The sequence below is a fragment of the Paraburkholderia sp. RL17-368-BIF-A genome (assembly GCF_046054045.1).
GTDB classification, from domain to species: Bacteria; Pseudomonadota; Gammaproteobacteria; order Burkholderiales; family Burkholderiaceae; genus Paraburkholderia; species Paraburkholderia graminis.
In genome coordinates this window covers 196,857-222,582 of sequence record NZ_JARESN010000010.1, presented here as the reverse complement: position 1 = coordinate 222,582, position 25,726 = coordinate 196,857, and the positions used below count along the sequence as shown (strand labels likewise).

The 25,726-nt window shown below is 59.9% G+C and carries 26 protein-coding genes and 3 pseudogenes; 15 read left to right on the top strand and 14 right to left on the bottom strand.

From position 1 onward, the window contains the following. The first annotated feature begins 40 nt into the window (after window positions 1-40). Window positions 41-388 carry a carboxymuconolactone decarboxylase family protein gene (locus P0D87_RS19225; protein ID WP_053860321.1) on the top strand — a complete coding sequence of 116 codons (348 nt, stop codon included), beginning with the start codon at window positions 41-43 and terminating at the stop codon, window positions 386-388. 73 nt (window positions 389-461) lie between these two features. Here P0D87_RS19225 and P0D87_RS19220 read toward each other — a convergent pair whose 3' ends face one another. The 5 genes from P0D87_RS19220 to P0D87_RS19200 form a co-directional block, all read right to left on the bottom strand. After that, window positions 462-983, bottom strand: a complete 522-nt coding sequence (locus P0D87_RS19220) for a hypothetical protein (RefSeq protein ID WP_053860320.1) — start codon at window positions 981-983, stop codon at window positions 462-464. Between the two features lie 306 nt (window positions 984-1,289). Further along, the gene (locus P0D87_RS19215; RefSeq protein WP_053860319.1) at window positions 1,290-1,721 is read right to left on the bottom strand and encodes a YeeE/YedE family protein; all 432 of its coding nucleotides are present in this window, start codon (window positions 1,719-1,721) and stop codon (window positions 1,290-1,292) included. Between the two features lies 1 nt (window position 1,722). Next, window positions 1,723-2,157: a YeeE/YedE family protein gene (locus P0D87_RS19210; RefSeq protein WP_053860318.1), complete on the bottom strand. Its 435-nt coding sequence runs from the start codon at window positions 2,155-2,157 to the stop codon at window positions 1,723-1,725. Window positions 2,158-2,172: 15 nt separating this feature from the next. Continuing rightward, window positions 2,173-2,490, bottom strand: coding sequence for an ArsR/SmtB family transcription factor (locus P0D87_RS19205; RefSeq protein ID WP_053860317.1), 318 nt, complete (start codon window positions 2,488-2,490; stop codon window positions 2,173-2,175). A gap of 254 nt (window positions 2,491-2,744) precedes the next feature. Continuing rightward, window positions 2,745-2,936: a DUF2964 family protein gene (locus P0D87_RS19200; protein ID WP_053860316.1), complete on the bottom strand. Its 192-nt coding sequence runs from the start codon at window positions 2,934-2,936 to the stop codon at window positions 2,745-2,747. Window positions 2,937-3,370: 434 nt separating this feature from the next. On the opposite strand from P0D87_RS19200, the gene acs reads away from it, so the two are divergent. The 4 genes and pseudogenes from acs to P0D87_RS19180 all read left to right on the top strand — a co-directional run bounded on the left by acs (window position 3,371) and on the right by P0D87_RS19180 (window position 7,765). Next, window positions 3,371-5,347 (top strand): acetate--CoA ligase, encoded by a 1,977-nt coding sequence (acs, locus tag P0D87_RS19195; protein WP_053860315.1) that lies wholly within the window; start codon window positions 3,371-3,373, stop codon window positions 5,345-5,347. A gap of 131 nt (window positions 5,348-5,478) precedes the next feature. Further along, window positions 5,479-6,084 carry an acetate uptake transporter gene (locus P0D87_RS19190; protein WP_053860861.1) on the top strand — a complete coding sequence of 202 codons (606 nt, stop codon included), beginning with the start codon at window positions 5,479-5,481 and terminating at the stop codon, window positions 6,082-6,084. 46 nt (window positions 6,085-6,130) lie between these two features. Beyond that, a pseudogene (locus P0D87_RS19185) lies at window positions 6,131-6,670 on the top strand (YoaK family protein); the annotation flags it as partial. A 155-nt stretch (window positions 6,671-6,825) separates the two neighbouring features. Further along, window positions 6,826-7,765 (top strand): annotated as a pseudogene (locus tag P0D87_RS19180) (PDDEXK nuclease domain-containing protein). 48 nt (window positions 7,766-7,813) lie between these two features. On the opposite strand, the gene P0D87_RS19175 reads toward P0D87_RS19180, so the two are convergent. Further along, window positions 7,814-8,083 (bottom strand): DUF1488 family protein, encoded by a 270-nt coding sequence (locus tag P0D87_RS19175; protein WP_053860314.1) that lies wholly within the window; start codon window positions 8,081-8,083, stop codon window positions 7,814-7,816. A gap of 755 nt (window positions 8,084-8,838) precedes the next feature. Here P0D87_RS19175 and P0D87_RS19170 point away from each other — a divergent pair. Beyond that, a complete protein-coding gene (locus P0D87_RS19170) occupies window positions 8,839-9,084 on the top strand; it encodes a sensor histidine kinase (protein WP_053860313.1) in 246 nt (81 codons plus the stop codon). On the opposite strand, the gene P0D87_RS19165 is transcribed toward P0D87_RS19170, so the two are convergent. The 6 genes and pseudogenes from P0D87_RS19165 to P0D87_RS19140 form a co-directional block, all read right to left on the bottom strand. Beyond that, window positions 9,029-9,226, bottom strand: coding sequence for a ribbon-helix-helix protein (locus P0D87_RS19165; protein WP_082367174.1), 198 nt, complete (start codon window positions 9,224-9,226; stop codon window positions 9,029-9,031). The two genes, P0D87_RS19170 and P0D87_RS19165, sit on opposite strands and share 56 nt — an antisense overlap. Window positions 9,227-9,394: 168 nt before the next feature. After that, complete coding sequence (locus P0D87_RS19160; protein WP_053860312.1) at window positions 9,395-9,622, bottom strand: hypothetical protein; 228 nt, start codon at window positions 9,620-9,622, stop codon at window positions 9,395-9,397. An 81-nt stretch (window positions 9,623-9,703) separates the two neighbouring features. Continuing rightward, the gene (locus P0D87_RS19155; protein ID WP_053860311.1) at window positions 9,704-10,471 is read right to left on the bottom strand and encodes a fused MFS/spermidine synthase; all 768 of its coding nucleotides are present in this window, start codon (window positions 10,469-10,471) and stop codon (window positions 9,704-9,706) included. 61 nt (window positions 10,472-10,532) lie between these two features. Next, window positions 10,533-10,796 carry an HPr family phosphocarrier protein gene (locus tag P0D87_RS19150; RefSeq protein ID WP_082367172.1) on the bottom strand — a complete coding sequence of 88 codons (264 nt, stop codon included), beginning with the start codon at window positions 10,794-10,796 and terminating at the stop codon, window positions 10,533-10,535. A 51-nt stretch (window positions 10,797-10,847) separates the two neighbouring features. Continuing rightward, window positions 10,848-11,296: pseudogene (locus P0D87_RS19145) on the bottom strand (hypothetical protein). A 357-nt stretch (window positions 11,297-11,653) separates the two neighbouring features. Continuing rightward, window positions 11,654-12,415, bottom strand: coding sequence for a YoaK family protein (locus P0D87_RS19140; RefSeq protein ID WP_053860310.1), 762 nt, complete (start codon window positions 12,413-12,415; stop codon window positions 11,654-11,656). Window positions 12,416-12,906: 491 nt separating this feature from the next. Between P0D87_RS19140 and P0D87_RS19135 the strand changes: the two genes are divergently transcribed. The 8 genes from P0D87_RS19135 (at window position 12,907) to P0D87_RS19100 (ending at window position 21,291) form a co-directional block, all read left to right on the top strand. Beyond that, the gene (locus P0D87_RS19135) at window positions 12,907-13,203 is read left to right on the top strand and encodes a hypothetical protein (protein ID WP_149029246.1); all 297 of its coding nucleotides are present in this window, start codon (window positions 12,907-12,909) and stop codon (window positions 13,201-13,203) included. 77 nt (window positions 13,204-13,280) lie between these two features. Beyond that, window positions 13,281-14,108 (top strand): fused MFS/spermidine synthase, encoded by an 828-nt coding sequence (locus P0D87_RS19130; protein ID WP_082367256.1) that lies wholly within the window; start codon window positions 13,281-13,283, stop codon window positions 14,106-14,108. A gap of 20 nt (window positions 14,109-14,128) precedes the next feature. After that, window positions 14,129-16,138, top strand: coding sequence for a hydrogenase 4 subunit B (gene hyfB / locus P0D87_RS19125; RefSeq protein WP_053860307.1), 2,010 nt, complete (start codon window positions 14,129-14,131; stop codon window positions 16,136-16,138). Then, window positions 16,135-17,085, top strand: a complete 951-nt coding sequence (locus P0D87_RS19120; RefSeq protein WP_053860306.1) for a respiratory chain complex I subunit 1 family protein — start codon at window positions 16,135-16,137, stop codon at window positions 17,083-17,085. Before hyfB ends, P0D87_RS19120 begins: the two co-directional genes overlap by 4 nt. After that, complete coding sequence (locus P0D87_RS19115) at window positions 17,086-17,745, top strand: formate hydrogenlyase (RefSeq protein WP_408636993.1); 660 nt, start codon at window positions 17,086-17,088, stop codon at window positions 17,743-17,745. It abuts the gene before it with no gap. Then, window positions 17,738-19,198 carry a hydrogenase 4 subunit F gene (locus P0D87_RS19110; RefSeq protein ID WP_408636992.1) on the top strand — a complete coding sequence of 487 codons (1,461 nt, stop codon included), beginning with the start codon at window positions 17,738-17,740 and terminating at the stop codon, window positions 19,196-19,198. Before P0D87_RS19115 ends, P0D87_RS19110 begins: the two co-directional genes overlap by 8 nt. A 3-nt stretch (window positions 19,199-19,201) precedes the next feature. Next, window positions 19,202-20,764 (top strand): hydrogenase large subunit, encoded by a 1,563-nt coding sequence (locus P0D87_RS19105; RefSeq protein ID WP_053860303.1) that lies wholly within the window; start codon window positions 19,202-19,204, stop codon window positions 20,762-20,764. Continuing rightward, window positions 20,764-21,291: an NADH-quinone oxidoreductase subunit B family protein gene (locus P0D87_RS19100; RefSeq protein ID WP_053860302.1), complete on the top strand. Its 528-nt coding sequence runs from the start codon at window positions 20,764-20,766 to the stop codon at window positions 21,289-21,291. Before P0D87_RS19105 ends, P0D87_RS19100 begins: the two co-directional genes overlap by 1 nt. 493 nt (window positions 21,292-21,784) lie before the next feature. Here P0D87_RS19100 and P0D87_RS19095 read toward each other — a convergent pair whose 3' ends face one another. Both P0D87_RS19095 and P0D87_RS19090 read right to left on the bottom strand, forming a co-directional pair. After that, window positions 21,785-23,182 (bottom strand): IS30 family transposase, encoded by a 1,398-nt coding sequence (locus P0D87_RS19095; RefSeq protein ID WP_408636991.1) that lies wholly within the window; start codon window positions 23,180-23,182, stop codon window positions 21,785-21,787. 15 nt (window positions 23,183-23,197) lie between these two features. Beyond that, entirely contained in the window at window positions 23,198-23,407 is a 210-nt protein-coding gene (locus P0D87_RS19090) for a DDE-type integrase/transposase/recombinase (RefSeq protein ID WP_149029245.1), read from the bottom strand. Window positions 23,408-24,378: 971 nt separating this feature from the next. Between P0D87_RS19090 and P0D87_RS19085 the strand changes: the two genes are divergently transcribed. Further along, window positions 24,379-25,110, top strand: coding sequence for a GlcG/HbpS family heme-binding protein (locus P0D87_RS19085; protein WP_053860298.1), 732 nt, complete (start codon window positions 24,379-24,381; stop codon window positions 25,108-25,110). The last annotated feature ends 616 nt before the right edge of the window (window positions 25,111-25,726 follow it).

Sequence of the window (25,726 nt, the reverse complement as noted above, 5' to 3'; positions counted from 1 at the left end):
ACCTCCCAGCCTTAAGGCCTCGCCAACTACAGGAGCGGACATGAGCAGTATCTTCAACTACAAAAACCTGACAGGCGCGGTATCGGTTCAGATGCGAGCGCTGCGCGCGTCACAGCCTGACTTGATGGCCGCATTCGGCCAACTCGCTGCGGCCGGAACAAAAGATGGGGCGCTTAACCGAAAGACGCGGGGGCTGGTGGCGTTAGGAATTGCCATTGCCTGCCGTTGCGACGACTGCATCGGCTCTCACGTCCAGACGCTGGTGACCCTGGGTACGACAAGGGCCGAGCTCGAAGACGTGCTCGGCACTGCAGTCTATATGGGAGGCGGCCCATCAATGATGTATGCCACCCATGCGTTGCGAGCCTTCGAGGAATTCCCGCTCTGACTATCAACGCACCCGGATGTCGATCAGTGTCTGCGACGCAAGGCAGCCCCCGAAGAGGACGATGGCATGGGACTCATGGCGGCGTCATCCCCTGGTGATGATGCATATGCCCATCCATAGCATCAGGACCGTGATCCGAAAGCTGGGCGTCGAACCATGCGTGAATTGACGACACGAGATTCGGGTCATCGCTGTGAAAGGTAAGTTTGCCGCCACCTTTGATATCTTTATACGCAATTGATATCTGGCCGGGCTTTGCCGCGCTAAGTTGCACCAATCCAGGCATGTCAGCTCCGTGAGTCCGGGCGGGTCCCGAAAAGTCACCACGCTGAAACTGTTTCTGGATTTCACGCAGATGCTTACGAATCAGCTGAGTCTGGCCGCTGTCAGATGGACTTTTCGCAATTACCTGCTGGCTCCCACCGTCTTCCGATTTGGTGAAGATGTGGGTCGTGGCCTTGAGGCTGAACGGCATAACTTCCGCACCTCGCGTCGCTACCCCGGCCTGACGTTCAGCATCCGTCGCGAACGACTTAAGGGGGACGTTCAAACCTGCCATCATGCCGAGCGTAGTGAAGAATATGGTCCATTTCATTGAGAGACTCCCGCGTGGTCAACAGTGCTGGGTACCAGCTCTGGCTGATTGCATCCGATACGCTTGTGGCTGTTGTCCCATTCCCGCCGACAGACGAACCGCAAGTAACGCTAGCGGTGCGGCCTCGGCCACATCAAGGTGAAGTACGAAGAGCAGCAAGGGCACGCCGCCGGCACCAGTCAGCACCAGAATCAGCCTGACAACACCTCGCGGGAACATACTGGCTGCAGTCATGCTGTCCATTACTCTGCCCCATAAAATCCACCGGATTCGCACGAACCAACCCACCAACCAGTGCGTAGCAACTCAGACCTGCTGCCGCCCCAGCTTCGCGCGCTCGAAGATCTCGAACACGGCCATGCCGCCGAGCATCGCGGCCACAAAACCCCACGCCTTCGGAAAACCAGCACCCAGTGCGACCAGCGCGGGCCCCGGGCAAAATCCTGCAAGCCCCCAGCCGACGCCGAACACCGCGCTTCCCATTACGAGTCGCAGCGTAACCTGCTTGCCGGCGGGAATCTGAATGGACCGACCCAGCAAGGATTTCTTTCGCCGCTTCGCTACCAGGAACGCGATGGAGCCAACGGCTATTGCGCCCGCCATGACAAATGCGAGAGACGGGTCCCATCGTCCAGCGAGGTCCAGAAATCCCAGTACCTTCGCCGGATTGGCCATGCCTGACACCATCAGACCGACACCGAACAGAAGCCCGGAAAATAATGCAGTAAGCAGCGCCATCTCAACCTCCGAACAGATGCCTAGTCATAAACACGGTCAGAAAGCCGCTTGCCATGAAGGTTGCCGTCGCGACCACCGAACGGATAGAACCACGCGAGATACCGCAGACGCCGTGGCCGCTCGTGCAACCGCTGCCATAACGCGTGCCGATGCCGACAAGAAAGCCAGCGGCAACTACTTCGCCCCACCCGGCGCGAATATCGAGCGCTATTGGATTACCTAGCAAGCCTGCCAGTACAGGCGCCCCGACAAGCCCCGCGAGAAAAGCTACACGCCACCCTGCATCCTTCTGCGGCATGCTCATCATGCCGCCCAGAATCCCGCTGATACCCGCAATACGCCCATTGAAGAGAACGAGCACAGCCGCTGCGATGCCAATCATCACCCCTCCGGTCAGTGACAGCCCCGGTGTGAAATTCGCAATATCAATCGACATGGCATCTCCTAATCATCATTGGGCGCAAAACTGGTCGTACAGCACGTTCATGACCGCAATCGCTTCCTTGCTTGCGAGGGAATAAAAGATGCTCTTTCCCTCCCGCCGCGTCGCGACGAGCTCGTTGTCGCGAAGCACGCCGAGTTGCTGGGAGAGCGTCGGCTGACGTATGCCCAACTGTTCTTCCAGGTCGCTCACACACAACTCGCCCTGCGACAGTTGGCACATCAGCAGCAACCGGTCGCGATTTGCCAGCACCTTAAGTAGCGCGCAAGCTTTCTCTGCAGAGGCCTGCATCACCGAAAGGTCGATTGCGACGGACTTCTTCCTCATCTCACCATCCTATAGTTTACACGCGAACATTATATTGTCTCATATATTACCTAGAAATAGAATGACTTACATCTGAGGGGGTCAGGATGCAGGTCGCGTAATTTGACACGTGCGCCGTCCCGATAGATAGAGCGGCACCGCGTACTTCGCACCGTCGACGCCGCACATGGCGTGGGCGCGCAGCGCAGGCCTGCATACCGATAGGGCTCGCTATCACCGCGAAACCCGGCGCGCGCCTTCGGTTCGGCGGCGTGCTAAACGCCGCCTGCCGATGTAGGGTCAAGTAGCAGGACGAAGCTGGCAACACCTGCGATGAGCCCGCACGCGCCGAAGCGCATGAAGTCCGTGCTATCGAACAACAGCCCGCGGATCGATCCCGCCAAGCCTGCTAACGCGATAAAGACGACAATTGCCGCAAAGATGATTCTGGGTTCTGCCCCGGCCATGATTTCCTTCCTGTCTCAAGGCGCGTCGTATGAATCGACGCGGCACTTCGCGCGCCGCCAATGACGCGCTCATCATGGACCCAGCCGGGGTATCTCGACTGATTGATGCGCATCAAAGCCCGGACGCTTCGCTTGAAAGCGGCCCTCGCAATGTGGGGGCAATTCTTCAGGGAAAATGTGACCCGTTCGCGGTGCAACTCATCTCTTGATGTGTATCAAGTACGTCGTCAGCCTAACCACCATAGTCTCCATACATACCCACGCTGATTCATCGCAGCCATCGATTCTGTCGTGCCTGCCTTGCAGCCGTCGCCATTCTCGCGCCGGAGTTCCAGACGCGCCGGCGCACGCACTATGGCCGCCAAGAGCCATCCCACAAGCGATCACGCTCTCGATGCGTGATCGCCGCCATGATCCAGATCAGGAGGCTACGCATGTCTACCGTCGAACTCAATCAACCCAACACTACCGCGCCGCAGATCCCCGCGCTCCAGCACGCAACCATCGACGGCATGGAGGCTTACCACGCGCTCGTGGCCGACGCAGAACGCGATCACGAAGCGTTCTGGGCACGCCTTGCCAGAGAGCATCTCGAGTGGCGACGACCATTCACGAAAGTGCTGAACGATACCAACGCGCCTTTCTATCAGTGGTTCGAAGACGGCGAACTCAACGCTTCGTACAACTGCCTGGATCGAAACCTTGTCAACGGACTTGCCGACAAAACGGCCATCGTGTTTGAGGCAGACGACGGCAAGGTCACGCGCGTCACCTATCAGGCGCTTTATCACCGCGTGTGCAGACTCGCCAACGCGCTGCGCGCGCGCGGCGTAAAGAAAGGCGACCGGGTGGTGATCTATATGCCGATGTCGGTGGAAGGCGTCGCGGCCATGCTGGCGTGTGCGCGCATCGGCGCGCCGCACTCCGTCGTGTTCGGCGGCTTCTCCGCGAAATCGCTGCATGAACGGATGGTCGATGTCGGCGCGGTGGCGGTAATTACCGCCGACGAACAGGTGCGCGGTGGCAAGACGCTGCCGCTCAAGACCATCGTCGACGAAGCCCTTGCGATGGGCGGCACCGACGGCGTTAAAACGGTCGGCATTTATCGCCGTACCGGGGGCCGGATTCCCTGGATCGCGGGACGCGACGCATGGCTGCATGAACTCGAGCAGGACCAACCCGATACCTGCGAACCTGAATGGGTCAGCGCGGAACACCCGCTGTTCGTGCTGTACACATCAGGGTCGACTGGCGCGCCTAAGGGCGTTCAGCACAGCACCGGCGGTTATCTGCTGTGGGCCGCCGTAACGATGAAATGGACCTTCGACATCAAGCCGGTCGATGTCTTCTGGTGTACCGCCGACATCGGCTGGATCACCGGTCACACGTACATCTGCTATGGCCCTACCGCAGTCGGCGCTACCCAGGTGATCTTCGAAGGCGTCCCCACCTATCCGAATGCGGGCCGCTTCTGGGACATGATCCAGCGCCACAAGGTCAGCATCTTCTACACGGCGCCGACCGCCATCCGGTCTCTCATCAAAAGCGCCGATGCCGACATCGCGGTGCATCCGGGCAGCTTCGACCTGAGCAGCCTGCGCATTCTCGGCACAGTCGGCGAACCGATCAACCCACGCGCGTGGAACTGGTATGCCGAACATGTCGGTGGCAGCCGCTGTCCGGTACTCGACACGTTCTGGCAGACAGAAACAGGCGGTCACATGATCTCGCCGCTGCCAGGCGCTACTCCGCTCGTGCCGGGATCGTGCACGTTGCCGATGCCGGGCATCGACGCGGCGATCGTCGACGAAACCGGCCATGAAGTAGCCAACGGACAAGGCGGCGTGCTCGTCATCCGCAAACCGTGGCCGTCGATGATCCGCACGATCTGGGGCAATCCTGAGCGCTTTCGCAACGGTTACTACCCCGAGGAGCTCGGCGGCAAGCTGTACCTCGCCGGCGACGGCGCGATTCGTGACCGGGACACGGGCTACTTCACGATCACGGGTCGTATCGATGACGTGCTGAACGTGTCCGGACACCGGATGGGCACCATGGAAATCGAGTCAGCGCTGGCAGCCAATCCGCTAGTCGCCGAAGCTGCAGTCGTCGGGCGTCCGGATGAAACGTTCGGTGAAGCCATCGTCGCCTTCATCGTTCTGAAAACGGCGCGGCCAAACGGTGCCGAGGCTAAGCGCATAGCGGACGAATTGCGCGCCTGGGTCGCCAAGGAAATCGGTCCGATCGCGAAACCGAAAGACATCCGGTTCGGCGACGCCATGCCCAAGACGCGCTCCGGCAAGGTCGTGCGCCGCTTGTTGCGCTCAGTCGCGAAAGGCGAATCGATTACACAAGACACGTCTACCGTCGAAAATCCTGCCGTGATTTCACAGTTCGCCGATTCGATCTGAACGGTCCGCCGGTACGCCTCTCCGATGCTCCGGCGTTCAGACGCTCGATCCTGTTGTGGCCGATGCGCGGCGCCTGTCTTAAGGACAGCCGCGCAATCGACCTCTACTTCTTTCTGCACGAGGAATTCATCATGAATGTCAAAGCCCCTAATCCCGCTTCACTTGGCCTGGCCGGTTTTGCCTTGACGACCTGGCTGCTGAGCATGATTAATGCCGGCTGGTTCGGCGGCACTGCGATGGGCATGGTACTCGCCGTCGCTTTCGCTTATGGCGGCACAGTGCAGATGCTAGCCGGACTCATGGAAATACCGCGCGGCAATACGTTTGGCGCGACGGCCTTTCTGAGCTATGGCGCGTTCTGGTGGTCGTTCGCCCTCTTCGTGCTGTTCCTGCACGGTACTGTGCCTGCGGCGTTCATCGGGTGGTATCTGTTCCTGTGGGGCGTGTTCACGCTTTATATGTGGGTTGCCACATGGCGTGCGCCGCGCGCGTTGCAACTGGTGTTTCTATCTTTGTGGGTGACTTTCTTCGTGCTTGCGGCGAGCGAATGGACCGGCCTTGAATGGCTGCACCATGCCGGAGGTTACCTCGGCCTGGTGACAGCACTGCTGGCGTTCTATCTGTCCGCGGCAGAAATCGTCAACGAGGCGCACGGACGCACGGTGCTGCCGGTGGGAACCGTCGTTCAGGAAATCGATGTGACCGTAACGGTCACCGAGGGACTGCGCGGGGCCTGAAACATGCGGCGGCCGGCGTGCCGCCGCTCACACGGAAAAAATTGGCATGCCGATCAACTATGTTCGAGGATTCACGAAACCCGACCGCAGCGACACGGCAAATCTCCGCCTCGGACGATCGCTAGCCTTTGTCGCCGGTGCGGCCAACGCCGGCGGATTCCTCGCTGTGGGGCAATACACATCTCACATGTCCGGCATTGTGTCGTCACTCGCTGACGACCTAGCACTCGGCGAAATCAACGCAGTCCTTGCGGGATTGAGTTCGCTGTTGTCGTTCCTTATGGGGGCCGCCACCTCTGCAATTATGATCAACTGGGTGCGTCGCCAGCAAATGCACAGCCTCTATGCGATGCAGTTGATGCTCGAGGCGACGCTGCTCCTCTGCTTTGGCCTGATCGGCACGAATCTCGAGACCCATCGCGTGCTCTTTTTGCCGGTGACCGTTTGCCTTCTGTGCTACGTGATGGGTCTGCAAAACGTTATGATCACAAAGATCTCGAAGGCGGAGATCCGTACGACACACGTCACCGGTCTTGTGACCGATATCAGGATCGAAATCGGCAAGTTTTTTTACTGGAACGTTGGAGACGTCGGTTCCGTCTTCGCTACGCGGTCCGGTGCTGCTTGACGGCATGCGGTTGCCTCGCTGCTGGGCTGCGGTCTGGTCGACCATGACGGCCTCGAAATTGGCCGATTCCACACACACGAAAAAGCTGCGATATCTGGAAGACCTGTATCAGCATGCAACTGGTTACGCTTTACAGGCAGATCGGCCGCGACATTCCTGACAGGGAGCAAAGACAGGGCTGGGGCGCGGGCGTTGTCAACCGGCTCGCGCACGATCTCAAGGTGGCGTTTCCGGACATGCGTGGCTTCTCACCACGGAACCTGAAGTACACGCGTGCGCTCGCGCAAGCCTTTCCGCAGCCGGAATTTGTGCAACACCCCGTTGCACAATTACCGTGGTCGCACGTCGTGACGCTGCTCGACAAGCTGGACGACTCCGCGCAGCGGCTCGGATATGCGGGAAAATCGCTTGAGCACGGCTGGTCACGCAGTGTGCTTACCAATGCAGATCGAGACCGCCGCCCACGACCGTACCGGCAAGGCCGTGACGAATTTTGCCGACCGGCTGCCTCCAGCGCAGTCGGATCTCGCACGCGACGTGCTGAAGGATCCTTATACCTTCGACTTCCTTGGCCTGACCGAAAGCGCACAGGAGCGTGACATCGAGCGTGCGCTCACCCAGCACATCACGCGTTTCCTGCTCGAGCTGGGCGCCGGGTTCGCTTTCGTCGGGCGTCAGTACCGGCTGGAGGTAGGCGGTGACGAGTTTTTTATCGATCTACTTTTCTACCACCTCAAGCTGCGTTGCTACGTCGTTGTCGAACTGAAAACGACGCCGTTCAAACCGGAGTACGCGGGCCAGTTGAACTTCTAGCTTTCGGCGATCGACGCTCAGGTGAAGGCACAGGAAGACCAGCCGACCATTGGTCTATTGCTGTGCAAGGAAAAGAACCGGCTCGTGGCGGAATATGCGTTGCGCGGCGTAGCCAAGCCAATGGGCGTCGCCGAATACCAGTTCATGCGCGAAGTGCCCGAATTACTAAAGACGGACTTACCCACCATTGACCAGATTGAGGCGGAATTACGGCCCGATCTTCCTGACTCAGGCACCTAGGATCTTTCAGCGCCCCCTCCCCTCGATCAACCGCGAGGCAACCGTCCGTTACCTGGCCACAAAATCGTTCGCGGTCAGCCACAGCGGCTCATCAGGTCGCGCCAGCAATTTTCTTTGTGCAACTGCGAGGATGCGGTTGCGACCGTTCTCAAATGCTTTAAGCGTATGCGCCGGGTCGGCGCTACGCGGCAACCAGAAATGATCTTCGAGTGCGTCACGCGCAATCGCACCTTCGACCTCACGGCCGCGAATCGACAGCATGAAAACCACGGCGCGTCCGTCCGGCGAGACGGCGGGCGCCCGATCTAGAACTTCCATGACGTACCTCGACTATATAATTCGCAGTCTCTTCATTTGCTTAGCGCCGCTCAGCGATAAATCTACCAGAAGTTGAAAGCAGCGCAATCGTCTATCTGGCAACGGTACAGCCTAACGGCTACCCATCATCGCTAAGCTGCGTCGCAACGTTCTTTTGGCAAACTTTGAGGCGCGCCGCGCGTTGATGACCGCATTCGGTTTTGGATGTGGTAACCGGTGCAGACGGAGTTGCACACAGGAAGCCGACATTCTTTTCTATGGTGAGCTTTTTCGGGAACGAGGATACGCCACCGCGTGACGAGTAGTCCAGTTGTTGCAAATCGCAACCCTCGTGGCATGTGCCTGCGTCGCCTCTACAACGTAATCTGCAATCCTGAACGCTGTCCGGGACAGGCGCCGTGAATAACACGCTGCAAAAACCGGCCCAGAGTGACGCGCATCAACCCAGTGATGAGTTGTGCGTTTGCATGACCGCGGCGGCACGCAACCAGCGCAAGGTGGTTCGCGAGGCGACCAGTTTCCATTGTTATCAACGCCCGTACCGGACATATAGCGGACATTCCCGGCTGCAGTGCCGCCATCTGTTTGGCGGTCGATCACGGGCGTTTAGTTCAGTCGATAGGAGCCGGTCGCCCGACCAGACATCGGCTCAGGGAGCCGAGCGATACGCCTCCCCCGCGGCACAGTCTTTGATTTCGAAAGTACCTTAGACCGACCCCGGCGCAACGAATGCACTGCAACGGCAGATCGACAACATGTTGGCCTCGCTCAGACGTATCGCCGCCGATCTCCGGCCACCGGTGCTCGATGACCTCGGGCTTGGTGCCGCCCTCGAATGGCTGACCGACGATTTCACCCAGCACTTTTATGTGAAAGTGACACTGCGCATCGCCGTCGACGATTCGGCCGTGCCGCCGTTTGCGTCGGCCACCGGCAAAGTGTATCTCAGGCGGTTTTCCGGCGCGGACGCGCGCCAATTGCGCTTTTGGTTCGGTAGCTGACGCCGTGTTGATCGAGGTAATCGCGGATCAGTTGCCGCACCACCTGTGAAGGCGTCAGGTCCTGCGCCGCGCACAGCTTTTCGAACGCTTCCTTCTTCACAGGATCGATCAGAATCGTGAATCGAGCGCTTTTCGTTTCCATGATGGGGCGAAGTCAATTTATGTTAATCAAATTATAATACATCGCATGGCCCGGGTCATCTTCGTGGCGCGAGAATCACACGGCGGCCGGCGATTCCCCATGCGCCGCCTATAACCAGCCATTCAAGGGCTGGAAACCCAACGGCGTACAACGCGCGGCGACGGTGTGCTAAATTTCCGCCCTGGCACGCAGAAAATCCTGTCCAGCCTGGGTAATCGACACACCGCCTCGCCCATTCGCGGGGACGGATACCAACCCGGCGTTACGCAGTTCCTGGGCGACCGACCAGTTTAACGTGGGTGCATCGCGGCCATATCGCTGCTGGGCCAGACGCTCAAGCGCCCAGATGGCTGCGTGGGTCAGGGTGTTGCTGTCGCTGTGGCTTCCCGCTGCCATCTTCCATCCTCCAGAATGGGCCTGCTCAAACAGGTAGCGATCGTGCAGGGGTTGCTATCCACCAGCGACAGACACATCCGCTCAGCCTGCTTGTTCGTATCGATGCCAGTTAAACTTCTTGCCATACTCGATGCGCGTGGCGGTCGCATGGAGATTCACCGCATGTGTGCGTCCGAGCGCGTGCGCCCGGTCCAGCATCGTGGCGAAGGACGGAAGCTCATCTGCTCCTTTCCACGCAAAAACAGTGACGTTGTGTTCACTGCCTTCCGACGGCGCCAGGGCCACCGCGTTCGCGAAGACCTCCCTGAGCGAGCGCAGGTAGCGATGGAAGCCCGGTTCGTCGGTCACCAGATTGGCCACCAGTACGCCGTCGTCGCTCAACCTGCTGCGACAGGCTTCATAAAACGTCCTGCTGCCTAGCTCTGCGGGCAGGCCATCGGCATTGAATCCGTCGACCAGCAGCACGTCGGGCCGGTGATCCGGAATCGTGACGTACTGCGCCCCATCGGCACAAACCACCGTGAAGCGTTCACTGTCACGCGGCACATGAAACCGGTCGCGCAGCGCGATCACCTGAGGATTGATTTCGACGACGAAAATCATGGTGTCGGGCAGATGGCGATAGCAGTATTTCGCCAGCGAGCCGCCACCCAGACCGATCATAGAAATGCGGCGCGGACATGGCTGGAACAGCAGGAAGCCCATCATGGTGCGTGTATAGCCCAGCGCGAGGGCGTACGGATCACGCCGCAACATGGTGCTCTGAACCCCGCGTGCATCAAAGTACAGCGAAACGACCTGGTCATTCTCTATGACCACCGGCCTGCTCGCCTTCCTCTTTCTTTTCATGTGAGTGATCGAAAGGTTCCGGTGCAAGGGCTGTGAACCACACGTCCCTTGCAGCGGTCCGTCAAAAGGATTCCTGCGTATGCAGCATGGCCGACAGCGACTCAAGCGCTGCAGTCTCGTCAGGACCAGTTACCAGGATGTGCAACCGCGTGGCTGGCTTTGCCCGCAGGGACATCACCGACATGACATCCTTGGCATTGACGGGCCGGCCGTTCGCCATACAGATGATGTCGCCCGCTAACCGGGATGCGTGAACGGCAAGCCTCGCTGATCCGTGTCCGTTCAAACCCGACGGGTCGCCCACCTGAACCAATGCCTCGACCAATCCTCTCCCCTATGCAAAAACCGTAAGTCATGCCGCACCCACCGTGCGCGCTCAGTGCATCAAACTTGCCATCACACGGGCAAAGAAAGCCCGCAGGGGCGGGTCCCTCTTCTGATTCGCCAAAGCGATTTCGGCCGTGACGAGCCGCTTCATTTCCCGATCCAGGTAAACGGCGCGAACTGACCTTCGATGCAGTGGCCCGACAAAGAATTGACCATCGTCGTCCAGGAGCAAAAACGGCTTCTGCCTGTAGCGGGCCCCGAGCAGCGAAGTCGCATCCTGAACATGGCGGGGCCGACTCCTTCTCATAGACAAAAATGACGTTGCCCCCGCACTCTCCCAGGCGGTCGCAGATATCCGAAAAACGGTAAAGCCATCTGGAATCGACGTTAGCCCGCCTTGCCCACGCCGATGACAATCAATCCGCGGCGACCCATTACGTCGCGCATGTACAGGTGCGTGTAGTCGTCGGACAGCAGCTGAACACTTGCATCAATCATGTCGACCTCCGTCCGGCGCACAGGCATAGACCTCGTTTGGCGCAAGCCCGGCCTGCAACGTGATCAACAAGATTCCTGCCAAGCCCGTTATATTATTATCACTGCAGGATAAGTCAATGATAATGTCATTATCATTCTTTAGCTGCTCCTTTCCGCGGGACAGCCAGTCTGTTCGCTGCTTATTCCGTGAATACGCGGGTACATCCGGAAAGCGTACCTTCATCGAGGATCGGCCCAGCCTCTGCCCGAGCGGCCGCGTCGCGCGCTGCCGAGATCGGTCGACGGTGACCAACGCAAAGGTACCGACAATGCAACCATCACTGCTCCGGAATCGGTCTCGAGGCCTGTGCTTGGCACCTAACGGTCGAATCGATAGACCTGCTCGCGCAGGTCGTCAACTAGCGGCACGATAGCCAGCACAATCAGAACTCCCGCAAGCGGTACCGTCGAGGCGTAGCCGACATGCTTGAATCCCATCGCACCGGTAAAACCACCGCCGATGAACACGAGCAGCATCGTCCCGTGCACTTTCAGCCTCATCCGATTCGCCAGTACTAACGGTGCGCCGGGGTCGGTCCTCGCAGAATTCCAGTAAAGGAGCTTGCCCAGTTCGATGCCGATGTCCGTCACGATTCCGGTCATGTGGGTGGTGCGGATTTCGGCACCGGACAGTTTGGTGATCATGGCGTTCTGCAGACCCATGATGAAGCACAGGAGCACAACGGTCGCCGGCACGAACAGCGTATCCCACAGCGCCAGATGACTACCGAGCAGCCCGAAACACAGCAACAGGACGGCCTCGATCAGCAACGGCGAGGCGTACTGGCTGTGCAACCGCCGGCGGCGCCCCCAGTTGACGAGCACGGCGGAACAGGCGGCGCCCAGCAGGAACGACATCAGCGATCCGGCGCCGGCCAGGACCAGTGAAAAGTCTCCCAGCGCCGCCTGGTCGGCAATCGAGGACACCACGCCGCTCATATGGGACGTGTACTGCTTTACCGCCAGAAAGCCACCCGCGTTCGTGGCGCCCGCCACGAACGAAAGCGAAAAACCAAGTTGCCTGTCTGCCTCGGCGCTCCGGTTCTTCCCGGTCAGGCTCCGGAAATACTGTGCTGGCATTGGGTAATGACTCCAGATTCGCGTGGTCTGACCGTGCGCCGACGTAACAACGCACGGGCACAGCAGATGGTCTTTCAGATCCGGCATCAGTTGATACGCATGCCCCGCGCCCCGAACAAAACCGGCAAGTTCGTTGTGCGTCTTGCTGGATCATTCCGTGTGGAATCGGATCAACAAAGCTGCTAGGATGATAACGCAATTATCATCAATTGCTAACTTGATGCCTCTGGCAAATGTGCACTCCGAGGGGCGGATGATGCCATGAGGCGTTGCGGATAGATCCGCAACGGCAACAATGCAGACCCTGCATGCGGTTGATTGCGAGACAACCAAACAGACGGCCGGCAGGCTACCTTGTGCCCGGCGCGACGTATTGGGGAGAAGTGCGATTCTGTTGTTTGACGATATGCTTGAAGAGCACCGGGTGGCGGGCGTCTCGCTACGGTGCGGGATGCACGAGCGCGTGCGGCTCGTTGCATGCGCTTTCGCAAATGAGCGCAACTGCGCACTGGGTCGCCGGATTTCATGAAGAGGGCGCCCGCTGCGACGAGGTTCCCGAACTTCAGAACTTTAGGACGGCGCATGCAGATTTTCATACGACCGCACTGGTAATCGCGATCTCCATCACGCAAGGACGTCTCGCCGAAGCGGCCGTCATGCTCGAGCCTGGTGCCCTGTTCGACAGCGCGACACGCGTGCTCGCACAGGCAGTGTCGCGTTCCGGGGAGCGCACGGGCGTGGGTGACGCACCCGTGTCTTCGCCCGAAGCGCTCAGGCTGATACATTGAGGTCGCCGTGAAGACTCGGTCATTGCATGACGGCAGATTGCGGCACCCGATTTGTACAGCTTCAGGAGAACTACGAATTGTCCGTCGATCATAATCAGCTCAGACTTGCCCTGGCTGAGCGATTGGGCAAGACCGTCGGGGAGCCAGTGGTACGCGAGGGTCTGCGCACGCGCTCCCTGTGTTTCGACGCTCTGGGCATTCAAAGCTCGATGCGCAGAAAGGATCCCTTTGAACTCGTTCTGTCGTACACGCGGGCCATGATGTCATTCCAGCTCTTTCACCCCGCCCCCAGGGACATACTGATCGTGGGTCTGGGCGGAGGATCGCTGTCGAAATACTGCTTCCACAAATTTCCGTCGGCACGGGTGACCAGCGTGGAAATTGATGAGAAAGTGATCGCGTTGCGCGAACAGTTCTTTATTCCGCCTGAGTCAGAACGATTCCGGATCGTGCACGCCGACGCGGCGGGATATCTCTCGGACAAGGTCGGCTTCGCGGATGTAATCCTCCTCGATGGATTCGACGCGTCGGGGCTACCGGCCAGCCTGTCGAGCCAGTACTTTTACGATTGCTGCCATGCTGCACTTCGTGACGAAGGCGTGCTGGTGGCCAACCTGCTCAACAGCGACCCGCAACTCGCTACCCACCTCGACCGGCTGCGCCGCGCATGCGCCGGAAAGCTGTTCCGCACTATGGCGCAGCACGAAGGCAACACAGTTGCCATCGGCGTCAAACAGGCAATCGTGCCCCGGTGGTTGGACCTCTATGCGCGCGCAGAAACCATCAGGAAATCGATGGGACTCGATCTGTGCCGATATATCAAAAAAATGGAACATCATCACCGGGCAGAGGCCATTCCGGGATACCCTTCGTCCAACACACTGACCGTCGAACAGGACGTCTGACGGCACAGGAGACAACGCCGATGGAACATCTGCTGATTGTCCATTACGTGCTGCTGGTGGTCGCCAGCTGGTTGGCCGTCGGAGTTCTGGGGCTCGCGAACTTGCACCGCACACGCGTGGTGGCGCATGGCCTGTTCCCACTGGGCGCCGTATCCGGTCTGCTTCTGTGCGGATTCGGCCTGGCGGGTCTTTTCTCAGGTCCCGAGGAAACCGTCCTGCCACTAGGGTTGCCGGACCTGCCGTTTCATCTACGGCTCGACGGCCTGTCGGCGTATTTCCTCACCGTACTCGCCGTCGTGAGCACAGGCGTGAGCGCGTTCTCCGCCGGCTATTTCCGCAAGGGCGAAGGCACGCCACCCGGATTGCTGTGTTTCAAATATCACATATGCCTTGCGAGCATGGCCGTCCTTTTGCTGGCAGACGATGCGTACTGCTTCATGGTTGCGTGGGAGACGATGACGGTTTCAGCCACCTTCCTCGTGATGACCAACCACCGCTTCGCCGAGATCCGTCGCGCTGCCTGGCTCTACTTCCTGATCTCCCACGTCGGCGCGCTGGCGCTCCTACTGTGCTTTGGCCTGTTACAGGCCAACACCGGCGACTACACGTTCGCCAACATGCGCCAGCAGCATCTGGACGTGTTCTGGGCGTCCATCGCGTTTCTGCTGGCACTGTTCGGTTTCGGCACAAAAGCAGGCATTTTCCCGCTGCATGTCTGGCTGCCGGAGGCTCATCCGGCGGCGCCGTCGCCGGTATCGGCCCTCATGAGCGGGCTCGTCCTGAAAGCTGGCCTCTACGGCGTGCTGCGCGCGGTGTTTGATCTGCTGCACGTGCAGATTGCGTGGTGGGGCGTGCTCATGCTGATGCTCGGGCTATTCACCGCTCTGTTCGGCGTCGTGTTCAGCGCCATCCAGACGGACATGAAGCGGCTGCTTGCGTACTCGTCGATCGACAACATCGGGCTGATGTTCGTGAGCATCGGGCTGGCGATCCTGTTTCGCGCGTACGGGATGAGCGCGCTGGCTGCCTTGTCGTTGACTGCCGCGCTCTACCAGATCGCCAGCCACGCGACGTTCAAGAGCTTGCTATTCCTCGGGACGGGTTCGGTGCTCCATGCGACAGGCGAGCGCAATCTAGGGCGCCTGGGTGGCCTGATCCGTTTCATGCCCTGGACCGCCTGGGCCACTCTGATAGGTGCACTTGCCAGCGCCGGCCTGCCGCCGTTGAGCGGCTTCGTCTCCGAATGGCTGCTGCTGCAGAGCTTCCTGTTCACGCCGGGCTTACCCGACCCATTCCTGAACATGGTGGTTCCGCTCGTGGCCGCGCTGATCGCTCTGGTCGCCGCGCTCGCGGGTTACACGATGGTCAAGTTCTTCGGCATCATCTTTCTCGGTCAGCCTCGCGAGGCTAAGTTGCGCGAGGCACGGGATGCAAGTCCGTGGGAGCGTGTCGGCTTCGTGTGGCTCGCAGCGATATGCGTACTGCTCGGGCTGTTGCCGGTGCAGTTCGTGGTCATTCTGGATCGCGTCACACAGATCCTGGTTGGCGCGGGCATCGGCCCCACTGTCGCGCGGAACGGCTGGCTCCTGCTCGCGCCCACCAGCGTGGACCGTGCCAGCTACATGCCGGTGGTGTTCCTGCTGTTTTTCTTCGCCTGCTGCGTGCTTGCGTGGGTGCTGGTACGCCGTCTTTATCATGGACGCCTGCGACGCGCTGCCGCCTGGGGCTGTGGCCATCCGTTCGTGAATGCTCGCATGCAGGACACGGCGGAAGGGTTCGGGCAGCCAATCCGTGAAATCTTCACGCCGCTGTTCAGGATGAAACGTCGGCTACCGTCACCGTTCGACGAACACCCCGTGTACAGCGTCACCGTGACGGATCGGGCGTGGCCCCTGATTTATGAGCCCATTGAGCGGCTGGTCAGGCGCGTCGCGGCACTGGCCGGGTTGCTCCAGAGCGGCCGCATCGCGGTCTATCTGATGCACAGCTTCCTTGTGCTGATCGTGCTGCTGATGCTGGTGAGACGATGATCACGCTCTCCGGATTGCTCTCGCAGGGGCTGGAGATCCTGCTTGCCCTGGCGGCGGCTCCCCTGCTGACAGGGTGGGTCAATATGTGCCGCGCCCGCTTGCAAAACCGCCGGGCACCGAGCATCTGGCAGCCCTACCGGATGCTTCACAAGCTGTTCAACAAGGAGTCGGTCGTCGCCGACCACGCCAGCCCCATATTTCGCGGCGCGCCGTATATCGTCTGGGCCTGTATGACACTCGCCTGCGCGATCGTGCCAACCCTTTCGACCGACCTGCCCCTGTCGCCAGCTGCGGACGCGATCGCCCTGGTGGGCCTTTTCGCGCTGGCTCGCGTGACCATCTCGCTGGCCGCGATGGATATCGGCACAGCGTTCGGCACGCTCGGCGCGCGTCGCGAGATGCTGGTGGGCTTCCTCGCGGAGCCTGCCTTGCTGATGGTACTGTTTTCGGCGTCGCTGATTACGCGGTCCACCTTGCTGACCAGTATCGTCGCAACGCTCAGCCATCGCGAGCTTGCGATTTATCCGAGCCTCGCGTTCGCAGGAATCGCATTCACGATGGTGTCGCTCGCCGAGAATGCGCGCCTGCCGGTCGACAACCCGACGACGCACCTTGAACTGACGATGATCCACGAGGCGCTGATCCTCGAATATTCAGGCCGGCATCTCGCCCTGCTGGAGTGGGCCGCGAGCCTCAAACTGTTCGCATACTCCTGCATCGGTCTCGCATTGTTCATTCCGTGGGGGATCGCGGAGGCCGGCAATCCGATGGCGCTGCTGCTCGCCGTACCGCTGGTCTTCGTCAAGTTGCTGGTGGGTGGCGCCGCACTGGCGGTAGTTGAGACGACCAACGCAAAGATGCGCATTTTCCGCGTGCCAGAGTTTCTCGCGACAGCCTTCCTGCTGGCCGTCATCGGGATGCTCGTCCACTTTCTGCTGGGGGCCTGAATGCACGGGTTCGCCACGCAGATCATCAACTTCCTCGCCGCCATCCTGCTACTGCTGTCGTTTGCAATGCTCAGCCAGCGCAGGATCCTTTCGTTGATTCACCTCTATACGCTGCAGGGCCTGACGCTCGTATCAGCCAATGTCATCCTGGGATATGTCACCGCCGACGTACACCTCTACATCTCCGCCACATTGACGCTGGCGCTCAAGGTCGGCCTGATTCCCTGGATTCTTTACCGACTTGTCCGGCGGCTCAACGTCAAAGCGGATGTGGAGTCGCTCCTCAATATTCCCGCCACCCTGCTGATCGGCATTGTGCTCGTGATCGTTGCGTTCAATGTCGCCTCGCCGATCAGTCAGCTCGCCTCGTCGGTCGCGCGCGGCACCCTCGGCATCGCACTCGCATGCCTGCTGCTGTCATTCATGATGATGATTACGCGCGCCAAGGCGGTACCGCAGGTGATCGGCTTCCTTTCGATGGAAAATGGCCTGTTTTTTTCCGCTGCCGCGGCAACGAACGGCATGCCTATGATCGTCGAACTCGGCGTCGGACTCGATGTGCTGGTGGGTATCCTGATCCTCGGTGTGTTCATGTTCCAGATCCGCGAGCAGTTCGATAGTCTGGATATTCATCACCTGGAAAAACTCAAGGATGACTGAAGCCTGGGTACTGCTGCTGGTTTTTGCGATCCCGCTCTTCGCAGGCGCTAGTCTGGCGCTCGTGGGACAACACCATGTCGCGGCGCAACTCAACGTCGGCTTCAGTTTCCTGACACTTGTCGCCGCCACGGTGCTCGCCGTGCAAACCGTGGCGCACGGGCCTGCATTCGCGCTGGGCAAGCTCTTCTTCGTCGATCCGCTCAGCGTGTTCCTGGTCACACTGACGGCCTTCGTCGGCTGGACGACCTCGATATTTTCAAGGCCGTACATGCGCATCGAGCGCGACCGCGGCAAGATGACCGGCCCCCGCATGCGCCTTTACCACAGCATGTACCAGCTGTTCATCTTTGCGATGCTGGTCGCGCTGCTGGCCAACAACATGGGCATTCTCTGGGTCGCCATGGAAGCCGCCACACTCGCGACGGTCCTGCTCGTCAGCGTCTATCGCACCGCAGCCAGCCTCGAAGCCGCGTGGAAGTACTTCATCCTGTGCAGCGTTGGCATCGCGCAGGCGCTGTTCGGCACGATCTTGCTCTATCTCGCCGCAAGCCGGCAACTCGGCGGCGGCGATGCGCTGCTCTGGACAAGTCTGAACGCGATCAAGGGCAGTCTCGACCCGACCATCATTTCGCTAGCGTTCGCGTTTCTGCTGATCGGCTATGGCACCAAGGTCGGCCTCGTGCCGATGCACAACTGGCTACCCGATGCACATGCTGAAGGCCCTACGCCGATTTCGGCCGTGCTGTCCGGCCTGCTGCTCAACGTCGCGCTCTATGCGGTCCTGCGCTGCAAGGTGCTGGCCGACGGTGCACTCCACAACGGCCTGCCGGGACACCTGTTGGTCGGATTCGGGCTGGTCTCGGTGCTGGTCGCAACTTTTTCGCTGTTCCGGCAGAAAGACGTCAAGCGGCTCTTTTCGTATTCGTCAATCGAGCACATGGGTCTGATGACATTCGCCTTCGGGCTTGGCGGCCCCATCGCGACCTTCGCGGGCCTGCTACACATGACGGTCCATTCGCTCGTCAAGTCGGCCATCTTCTTTACCGTCGGGCACGCGGCGCAAAAGGCCGGTACCCAGGCGATCGACGACATCCGCGGCCTGTTACGCGTGAGCCCAACCGTTGGGTGGGGCATGATGCTCGGGGCGCTTGCGATTCTGGGCATGCCGCCGTTCGGTGTCTTCGCGAGCGAATTCCTGATCCTGACGACCGCGATGAGCAAACTCCCGTGGGCAACACCCTTCCTGTTGCTCGCGCTTGCTGTGGCGTTTGCGGCCATCTTCGTGCGCGTGCAGGGCATGGTGTTCGGCGACACGACGGCCAAAGTTCTCGAACACCCGCCGGCGTTGCTGCCCGTGTTCGTCCATCTCGGCATCGGCTTGATGCTCGGGCTCTACATTCCGCCCTATCTTGCGACGTTGTATCGGCAGGCGGCGGCCATGATCGCGGGGTGACACATGCGCATCGATGAATTCGGGTTTCCCAATCTGGTCCGCCTGTCCGATTTTGCGGGCACGTCTTCAGCTTTTCTCGCACGGGTCGACCATGCCACTTGGATCCGCGCCGCCGCCACGATATGCGAGGCGGGTGGCCGCCTCATCTCCCTGTGGGGTGTCGAAGAAGCGCCGGGCATATTCGCGATCTCCGCCGCTTACGCGCTGGAGGACGGCATCCTGTGGCTTCAGTTGCCGGTAGGCGACGGGCATGGAGCCGGCGACGGCTACCCGGAGATATCGACGGTTTTTCCGTGCGCGATACGCATGCAACGGGCCGCCTACGAGCTGGTCGGGCTGCGTGCAATCGGCGCCGAAGATACCCGGCCGTGGCTGAATCATGGCAACTGGCCTGCCGATTACTTTCCGTTGCAGAAATTGTCCTCCGGGACCGAACAGTTTCAATCCCAGGAAGCGGACTATGCGTTCGTCCACGTCGAGGGTGACGGTGTCCATGAGATTGCCGTCGGTCCGATTCACGCAGGCGTGATCGAGCCCGGACACTTCCGCTTCTCGGTCGTCGGTGAAAAGGTGTTGCGCCTGGAGGAGCGGCTGGGCTATGCGCACCGGGGAATCGAACGGCTGTTCGAGCACGTGCCAGCGCTCGACGGACAACGTCTCGCAGGACGCATCGCCGGAGACACCACGGTCGCCTTTACCTGGGCCTATTGCATGGCGGTCGAACGGGCACTCTGTATCGAGATTCCGCCACGTGCGCAGTGGCTGCGCGCGCTGCTGCTCGAGCGCGAGCGCATTGCCAATCATCTGGGCGATCTGGGTGCGCTCGGCAACGACGCGGGGTTCGCGTATGGCCTCGCACATTTTTCCCGTCTGAAGGAGGACTGGCTACGTCTGAACAATCAGGCATTCGGACATCGCTATCTGATGGATCGGATCGTTCCCGGGGGCGCGGCAACGAACATCGATCTGCGCTTCATCACCGCGATACTGACGCAGTGCGACCACATTGACGCGCAGGTTCGTGTGATGCATCACATTTACGACGACCATTCAGGGCTGCAGGATCGCTTTGCAGGTGCGGGCATCCTCTCTGAAAGACTAGCGAAGCACTTCGGCGTGTGCGGGCTGGTTGGGCGAGCAAGCGGCCGGAAAACCGATGTGCGTGTCGATCATCCTTACCCGCCCTACCATGAGGTTCAGGTGCAGATGGTCAGCGATGAGCGGGGCGATGTGGCAGCCCGGGTCGCGGTCCGCTTCGGCGAAATCTACGAATCCATCCGGTTGATTCGCACCCTCCTGGCCGATCTGCCGGGTGGGGAGATCGTCTCCCGGATTGAATACACCGGATCTCCATCCCGCGGGGTCGGCTGGATCGAGGGCTGGCGCGGGGACGTGTTCGTTGCGCTGGAGACCGGAGCCAGCGGAACCCTTTCGCGCTGCCACTGCCACGACCCGTCGTGGCAGAACTGGCCAGCCCTGGAACACGCGATCATCGGCAATATTGTTCCGGATTTCCCGCTGATCAACAAGTCGTTCAATCTGAACTACGCGGGACACGACCTGTAATGTGGCAACTTCTCAAACAGATCGCGACAACTGGCACGCCGACTTTGCGCGTGCCCGAGAGCGATGACGAATGGCGGGCCGAAGGCCACCGTATCCAGCAGGAAATACTCGATGTGCTCGGTCGGGCGCTGTGCATTCGCGAGGTCGATGCGGGTTCCTGCAACGGCTGCGAACTGGAAATCCATGCACTCAACAATCCTTACTACAACATTGAGGGTCTGGGTATCCGCTTCGTCGCGAGTCCCCGCCATGCCGACATGCTGCTCGTCACCGGCCCTCTCACACTGAACATGAAAGAAGCGGTACAGCGGGCATACGAAGCGACACCCCGCCCAAAGCTCGTCGTCGCGGTCGGCGAGTGCGCTTGCACAGGCGGCATGTTCAGGGAGAGCTACGCCGTGTGGGGGTCACTGTCGAACTTCCTGCCTGTCGATGTCACGATCCCGGGTTGCCCGCCCCCTCCGATCGATATTCTGAGGGGCATTGTTACAGCGTTTCGTGCAAAACATGCAGCCGTCCCGCGATGATCGGCGCCCGGGACTCTCGCCAATGACGGTCGCCAGAGGTAAGGGTTCCGCACGAGGCCTATGTGTGATGACTGCCTCAGGTGCCACGCTGATATTTTTAACGAAGGCGCGCGATGAGTGCGCGATTGGGCAGGTTGAAGGCAATCGGCAGAGCATGGCCACAGTTGCTGACGATGGTCGCCTTCATGGTGGCAATCAGCCTTCGCTTTCCACTGTGGTTTGTCATGCTTTCGGCCCTCGTCAATGGCACCGTTCTGACATGCCTCACGCGATGCTTCACCTCCCGGCGGGCGCGCGCGGGTGGTGACCCATTTCTCGGCGTCATCGTGATCGGAAGTGGACTCGCGTCGATCGCCCTGACCCTGAAGTGGTGGGTCATGGAACGGCAGTTGAAGCTCGCGCCCGGTATGCTCCTGCATATGGCCGGCCATACAGAGGCGACTTCAAATCCAGCGTTGGCATGGTCAAGCGTTCTGACCCAGTGGAGGCGGATTCAACCGGTCCTCGCAACACTGCATTGTTGAACAGATTTTAAGTAGTCGTCCAGGGCTTCCGCGGGCGTCTTCCATCCAAGAGTTTTACGCGGCCTTGAGTTCAACGTATTAGCAACGGCCCGGATCTCCCGGGCACTCCACCGCGACAGGTCTGTGCCTTTTGGAAAGTACTGTCGTAGAAGGCCGTTAGTGTTTTCATTCGTACCACGCTGCCACGGGCTTTGCGGGTCGGCGAAGAATACTTTCACGCCAGACTCGATAGTGAAGCGGGCGTGATCGGAAAGCTCCTTGCCGCGATCCCATGTCAATGACCGCCATAACTCGGCAGGCAAGTCAGTCACAGTCTTCTTGAGTGCGTTGGCCATCGTGACGGCCCCATAGCCAGCTAGCGCAGGCCCGTTTTTCGTGCGCGGAATCAACCCGTAGCCTTTCTCTCGAGGTAAATGCACGAGCATCGTGAAACGGCTTGATCTTTCCACTAGCGTACCGATCGCGGATCGATTCAGGCCAATGAGGAGGTCGCCTTCCCAATGGCCCGGCACCGCACGATCTTCCGCCTCTGCAGGCCGACCGGAAATCATCACCTGCTCACTGACATGCGCCCACGGCTTGGCACGCGCTCTCGCTCGAGGAACGCGCAACGCGCGCCCGGTGCGCAGGCAGCCCACCAGCTCGCGCTTGAGTGCGCCGCGCCGTTGAATATAAAGCGCTTGATAAATGGCTTCGTGGGAAACGCGCATCGATTTATCATCCGGGAAATCTACCTGTAACCGATTGGCAATTTGTTCAGGCGACCAGCCATTGACCCACGTTCGATCGCCGCGATGGGGCTTATTTCGACCTTTGAACGGTGCCTGCCTCGGCCCAGCAATTGCACGGCCATCAGCGTCATGAACTTTGCCTTCCAGACGCTCCTGTACATATTGACGCAGTCGTTCATTAGTCGCCAGCTTCGCTGGCTTCGGTCGCTGAGCGAATCGATCCGCCTTCCACTGCGCGACAGAGGCTCGATATTCGAGATACCCACTGCGCGTTGCAGCATTGCGCGTGAGTTCTCGCGAAACGGTTGATGGACTGCGTTCGATACGCCGAGCGATTTCACGCACTCCGAGGCCTTGGACAGAGAGCAATGCTATCTCTTCTCGCTCAGCGAACGACAAGTATCGACCAGCGATAGGTTTGGACATGAATAGTGGTATGCCGCCACGATAGCGGAACCAGCGCGAGCCCACTGCTTGAGATGCGCCTACCGCCTCCGCTGCCTTCTCGCTTGTAATGCCAGTCGCGATCTGTCTCCAAAAGCGACGCTCGACCTCGTTTCCAAGTGATGGCGCGCCCGGCGAATACATCGCTGCTCGACCGGTCAACCGATACACCTGCTTTGCACTTCGCACCATGCAACACCTCCTCGATTAAAGGTGTTGCGAGGACCGGTTGAATCCGCCTTGACAACCCCTGTCGCTATGATGAATGCAGCGGCCGGGCTCGGGTCGTCGGCTCTCGACCGCAGCGTCTAGTGCGGCAAGTGCCAGTTCTGTATCGATGTAGCGACTCACGGCGTAGCCGACGATTCGTCGACTATGGGCGTCAATAATTGCGTCCGGGTACGCAAACCCGGACACCCTGCGGGACGATAACTTTCATGATGTCCTAACAGGCCTGCCCAATCGCCGTTAGTTGCCCGACCGCCTCGGTGCAGACGGATCAGGTCCCATGACGTCTGGCAACAGTTGCTAGGCACGTTCGCGGACTTGCATCGCTTTGAAGTGCTTAGCGACAGTCTGGGTCACAATTTCGGCGACCACGCGCTGGTGTCGGCGGCCATGCGCCTGCGCGGCTGTCGGGTGGTAAAAGCATGCTGGGGCGCCTCGGCGGAGATGGGGGTTCGGCGTCGCACGTATCCATCCATTACCTATCGATTAGGAATCCATATAGATGCATTGGACGACATAGGACTAACCACAAGGGGTGGACGTTCGTTCATACCTAGCGTCACATCCAACGCTGCTGGACAATCCATCAGGAGAAAACAATTGCCTTGTGCTGTTGCTGTTCGGCGTAAACCAAATGCAATGTCGGCTTGACCGTCACATACCGCAACGTGACGCCAAGAACATACATATGAAGCAATGGCCTAGCGCTTCTTTCTTGCGGGCAAGACCATTGGCCCCTATAGTGAATTTGTTTCGCGGAGCTATTGCGCAATTGCTTCGCACTCCCACATCGCAGCCTGAGCCCGTCGTAGACGCTGGCCAGATAGAGCGCAATTCAAAACAGCGGCGACTTCAAGAGCTGGCTCTGCACGGGGACGTCGGACTGTCCTCTTCTTGACCGCCCGCGCCCGCCGGGACCATAGCGCCCGCGGATAAAGCTGGAGGAGCCTGCCTCAACGGCTCGATCATATTTGTTAAAGGAAAGTCGCTCGCGCGAGTGGTTCGGGCGGAATGTCCCTTCTACGCTACATCGTTCTACCGAAGTTGCTTTCGTCACTTGTCTTTACCAGCACGAACCTCGTGAAGTGCAGGTTGCTCGCCTTTGCCTCGCATCCCCGCGCGCCCGCCTCCACGGTCAACCTTTCATCGGGAGAATCGGCATGCGCATAAGGACTTCAGTACCACTTCTTGCGATAACCTGCGGTCTTATCGTCGCGCAGCCCTCTTTGGCGGCGGAAAATGACGATGACACTGGCGGACATTGCATGTTGCCGCAAGGAACGATTTCGTTGGTTGAAAAGCAGCTCTATACGGTCGTCGGATTGACTGACGGCAATGGAGGCATTTTCAAGCCCAACAGGATGTGGGCGGCGATCGTAGACCGCGAGGGTCATCTCTGCTCCGTAGTCAAGACGGGGGACGCGTGGCCGGGCAGCCGCGCAATCGCCATCGCAAAGGCGTACACCGCAAACGGTTTTAGCAACGACGCGCTCGCGCTGTCGACTGCCAACCTGTATGGAGCGACGCAGCCCGGTGGATCGCTCTATGGCCTTAACAATTCGAATCCGTTCAACCCGCGTTTCCTCGAACACGGCAGCGGGATTGGCCACACGGTCGGCGGCGTCATCACGTTCGGCGGGGGGGTCGCACTTTACGTCGGCGGCAAAGTCATCGGCGGGCTTGGGGTAAGCGGCGACAGCGCGTGCGCCGATCATGCCATCGCCTATCGCATGCGCAAGCTTGCGGGCCTTGGCAGCGTGCCGAAGGGGCAAGGGCCGAACAACACCGACAACATTATCTACGCTGCCAGTTCATCGCCAATGGGCTTTGAACATCCGCATTGCTTCGCGAGCGACCTCAGCGCGAGCGGAATCGAGAGCGTGGGACGATAGCGGCCGTTGCTGATCGGTGCAATGGTCGGCGAAGACCTGTCGCATCGAGCAGTCGTGGGCCGGAGTGGACATCAACGGCACCGGCAAGATAGGAGGTTTGGATACCCGAATGTCAGACCGACGACGCATGTGAACAACGGATTCTGGCCGCGTGCCGCTTGACAGAAATCTCGCAGCCAAGCCTGTTCGGGATCATGCTGAAGCTCCAGCAGCCCTGGCGGGACTGGTTCATCGCGGCCGTGCAGCCATCGGCAGCACGGCTCGAGTCGGCAGTTATATTGCGCAAGGCCAGCCAAAGCAGGTCGCGGCCCCGCCCGTAGGGGAGTGGCACGCGCTGTCAAAAGTGGCGCGAGCGTCGTGAATCGCGCCGGAATCAAGGCGGTGCAAGAGCGCGCCGCGTCCGGAAATCCAATCTGAGACTTCCGCGAATGAAAGCTGGTCCGACGACAATCGCTTCATTGCAACGACGCTCGCTTTCACACTGGCAGGCACGGATTGGCTATGAACGACGCGTGAAGGGCGGCGCAAAGATGCGGTCGCAGGACGCTACGCGGGCAACCATGCGGTGGTCGTTGCGGTCGGCGCATGTCTCGTGTGCAGACAGTTGCCAAACAAT

Bases quoted from the DNA above. Each gene is read 5' to 3' on its own strand.
- P0D87_RS19225 (WP_053860321.1), top strand. From the start codon at position 41: ATGAGCAGTATCTTCAACTACAAAAACCTGACAGGCGCGGTATCGGTT.
- P0D87_RS19220 (WP_053860320.1), bottom strand. From the start codon at position 983: ATGAAATGGACCATATTCTTCACTACGCTCGGCATGATGGCAGGTTTG.
- P0D87_RS19215 (WP_053860319.1), bottom strand. From the start codon at position 1,721: ATGGCGCTGCTTACTGCATTATTTTCCGGGCTTCTGTTCGGTGTCGGT.
- P0D87_RS19210 (WP_053860318.1), bottom strand. From the start codon at position 2,157: ATGTCGATTGATATTGCGAATTTCACACCGGGGCTGTCACTGACCGGA.
- P0D87_RS19205 (WP_053860317.1), bottom strand. From the start codon at position 2,490: ATGAGGAAGAAGTCCGTCGCAATCGACCTTTCGGTGATGCAGGCCTCT.
- P0D87_RS19200 (WP_053860316.1), bottom strand. From the start codon at position 2,936: ATGGCCGGGGCAGAACCCAGAATCATCTTTGCGGCAATTGTCGTCTTT.
- acs (WP_053860315.1), top strand. From the start codon at position 3,371: ATGTCTACCGTCGAACTCAATCAACCCAACACTACCGCGCCGCAGATC.
- P0D87_RS19190 (WP_053860861.1), top strand. From the start codon at position 5,479: ATGAATGTCAAAGCCCCTAATCCCGCTTCACTTGGCCTGGCCGGTTTT.
- P0D87_RS19175 (WP_053860314.1), bottom strand. From the start codon at position 8,083: ATGGAAGTTCTAGATCGGGCGCCCGCCGTCTCGCCGGACGGACGCGCC.
- P0D87_RS19170 (WP_053860313.1), top strand. From the start codon at position 8,839: ATGTTGGCCTCGCTCAGACGTATCGCCGCCGATCTCCGGCCACCGGTG.
- P0D87_RS19165 (WP_082367174.1), bottom strand. From the start codon at position 9,226: ATGGAAACGAAAAGCGCTCGATTCACGATTCTGATCGATCCTGTGAAG.
- P0D87_RS19160 (WP_053860312.1), bottom strand. From the start codon at position 9,622: ATGGCAGCGGGAAGCCACAGCGACAGCAACACCCTGACCCACGCAGCC.
- P0D87_RS19155 (WP_053860311.1), bottom strand. From the start codon at position 10,471: ATGAAAAGAAAGAGGAAGGCGAGCAGGCCGGTGGTCATAGAGAATGAC.
- P0D87_RS19140 (WP_053860310.1), bottom strand. From the start codon at position 12,415: ATGCCAGCACAGTATTTCCGGAGCCTGACCGGGAAGAACCGGAGCGCC.
- P0D87_RS19135 (WP_149029246.1), top strand. From the start codon at position 12,907: ATGAGCGCAACTGCGCACTGGGTCGCCGGATTTCATGAAGAGGGCGCC.
- hyfB (WP_053860307.1), top strand. From the start codon at position 14,129: ATGGAACATCTGCTGATTGTCCATTACGTGCTGCTGGTGGTCGCCAGC.
- P0D87_RS19120 (WP_053860306.1), top strand. From the start codon at position 16,135: ATGATCACGCTCTCCGGATTGCTCTCGCAGGGGCTGGAGATCCTGCTT.
- P0D87_RS19115 (WP_408636993.1), top strand. From the start codon at position 17,086: ATGCACGGGTTCGCCACGCAGATCATCAACTTCCTCGCCGCCATCCTG.
- P0D87_RS19110 (WP_408636992.1), top strand. From the start codon at position 17,738: ATGACTGAAGCCTGGGTACTGCTGCTGGTTTTTGCGATCCCGCTCTTC.
- P0D87_RS19105 (WP_053860303.1), top strand. From the start codon at position 19,202: ATGCGCATCGATGAATTCGGGTTTCCCAATCTGGTCCGCCTGTCCGAT.
- P0D87_RS19100 (WP_053860302.1), top strand. From the start codon at position 20,764: ATGTGGCAACTTCTCAAACAGATCGCGACAACTGGCACGCCGACTTTG.
- P0D87_RS19095 (WP_408636991.1), bottom strand. From the start codon at position 23,182: ATGGTGCGAAGTGCAAAGCAGGTGTATCGGTTGACCGGTCGAGCAGCG.
- P0D87_RS19085 (WP_053860298.1), top strand. From the start codon at position 24,379: ATGCGCATAAGGACTTCAGTACCACTTCTTGCGATAACCTGCGGTCTT.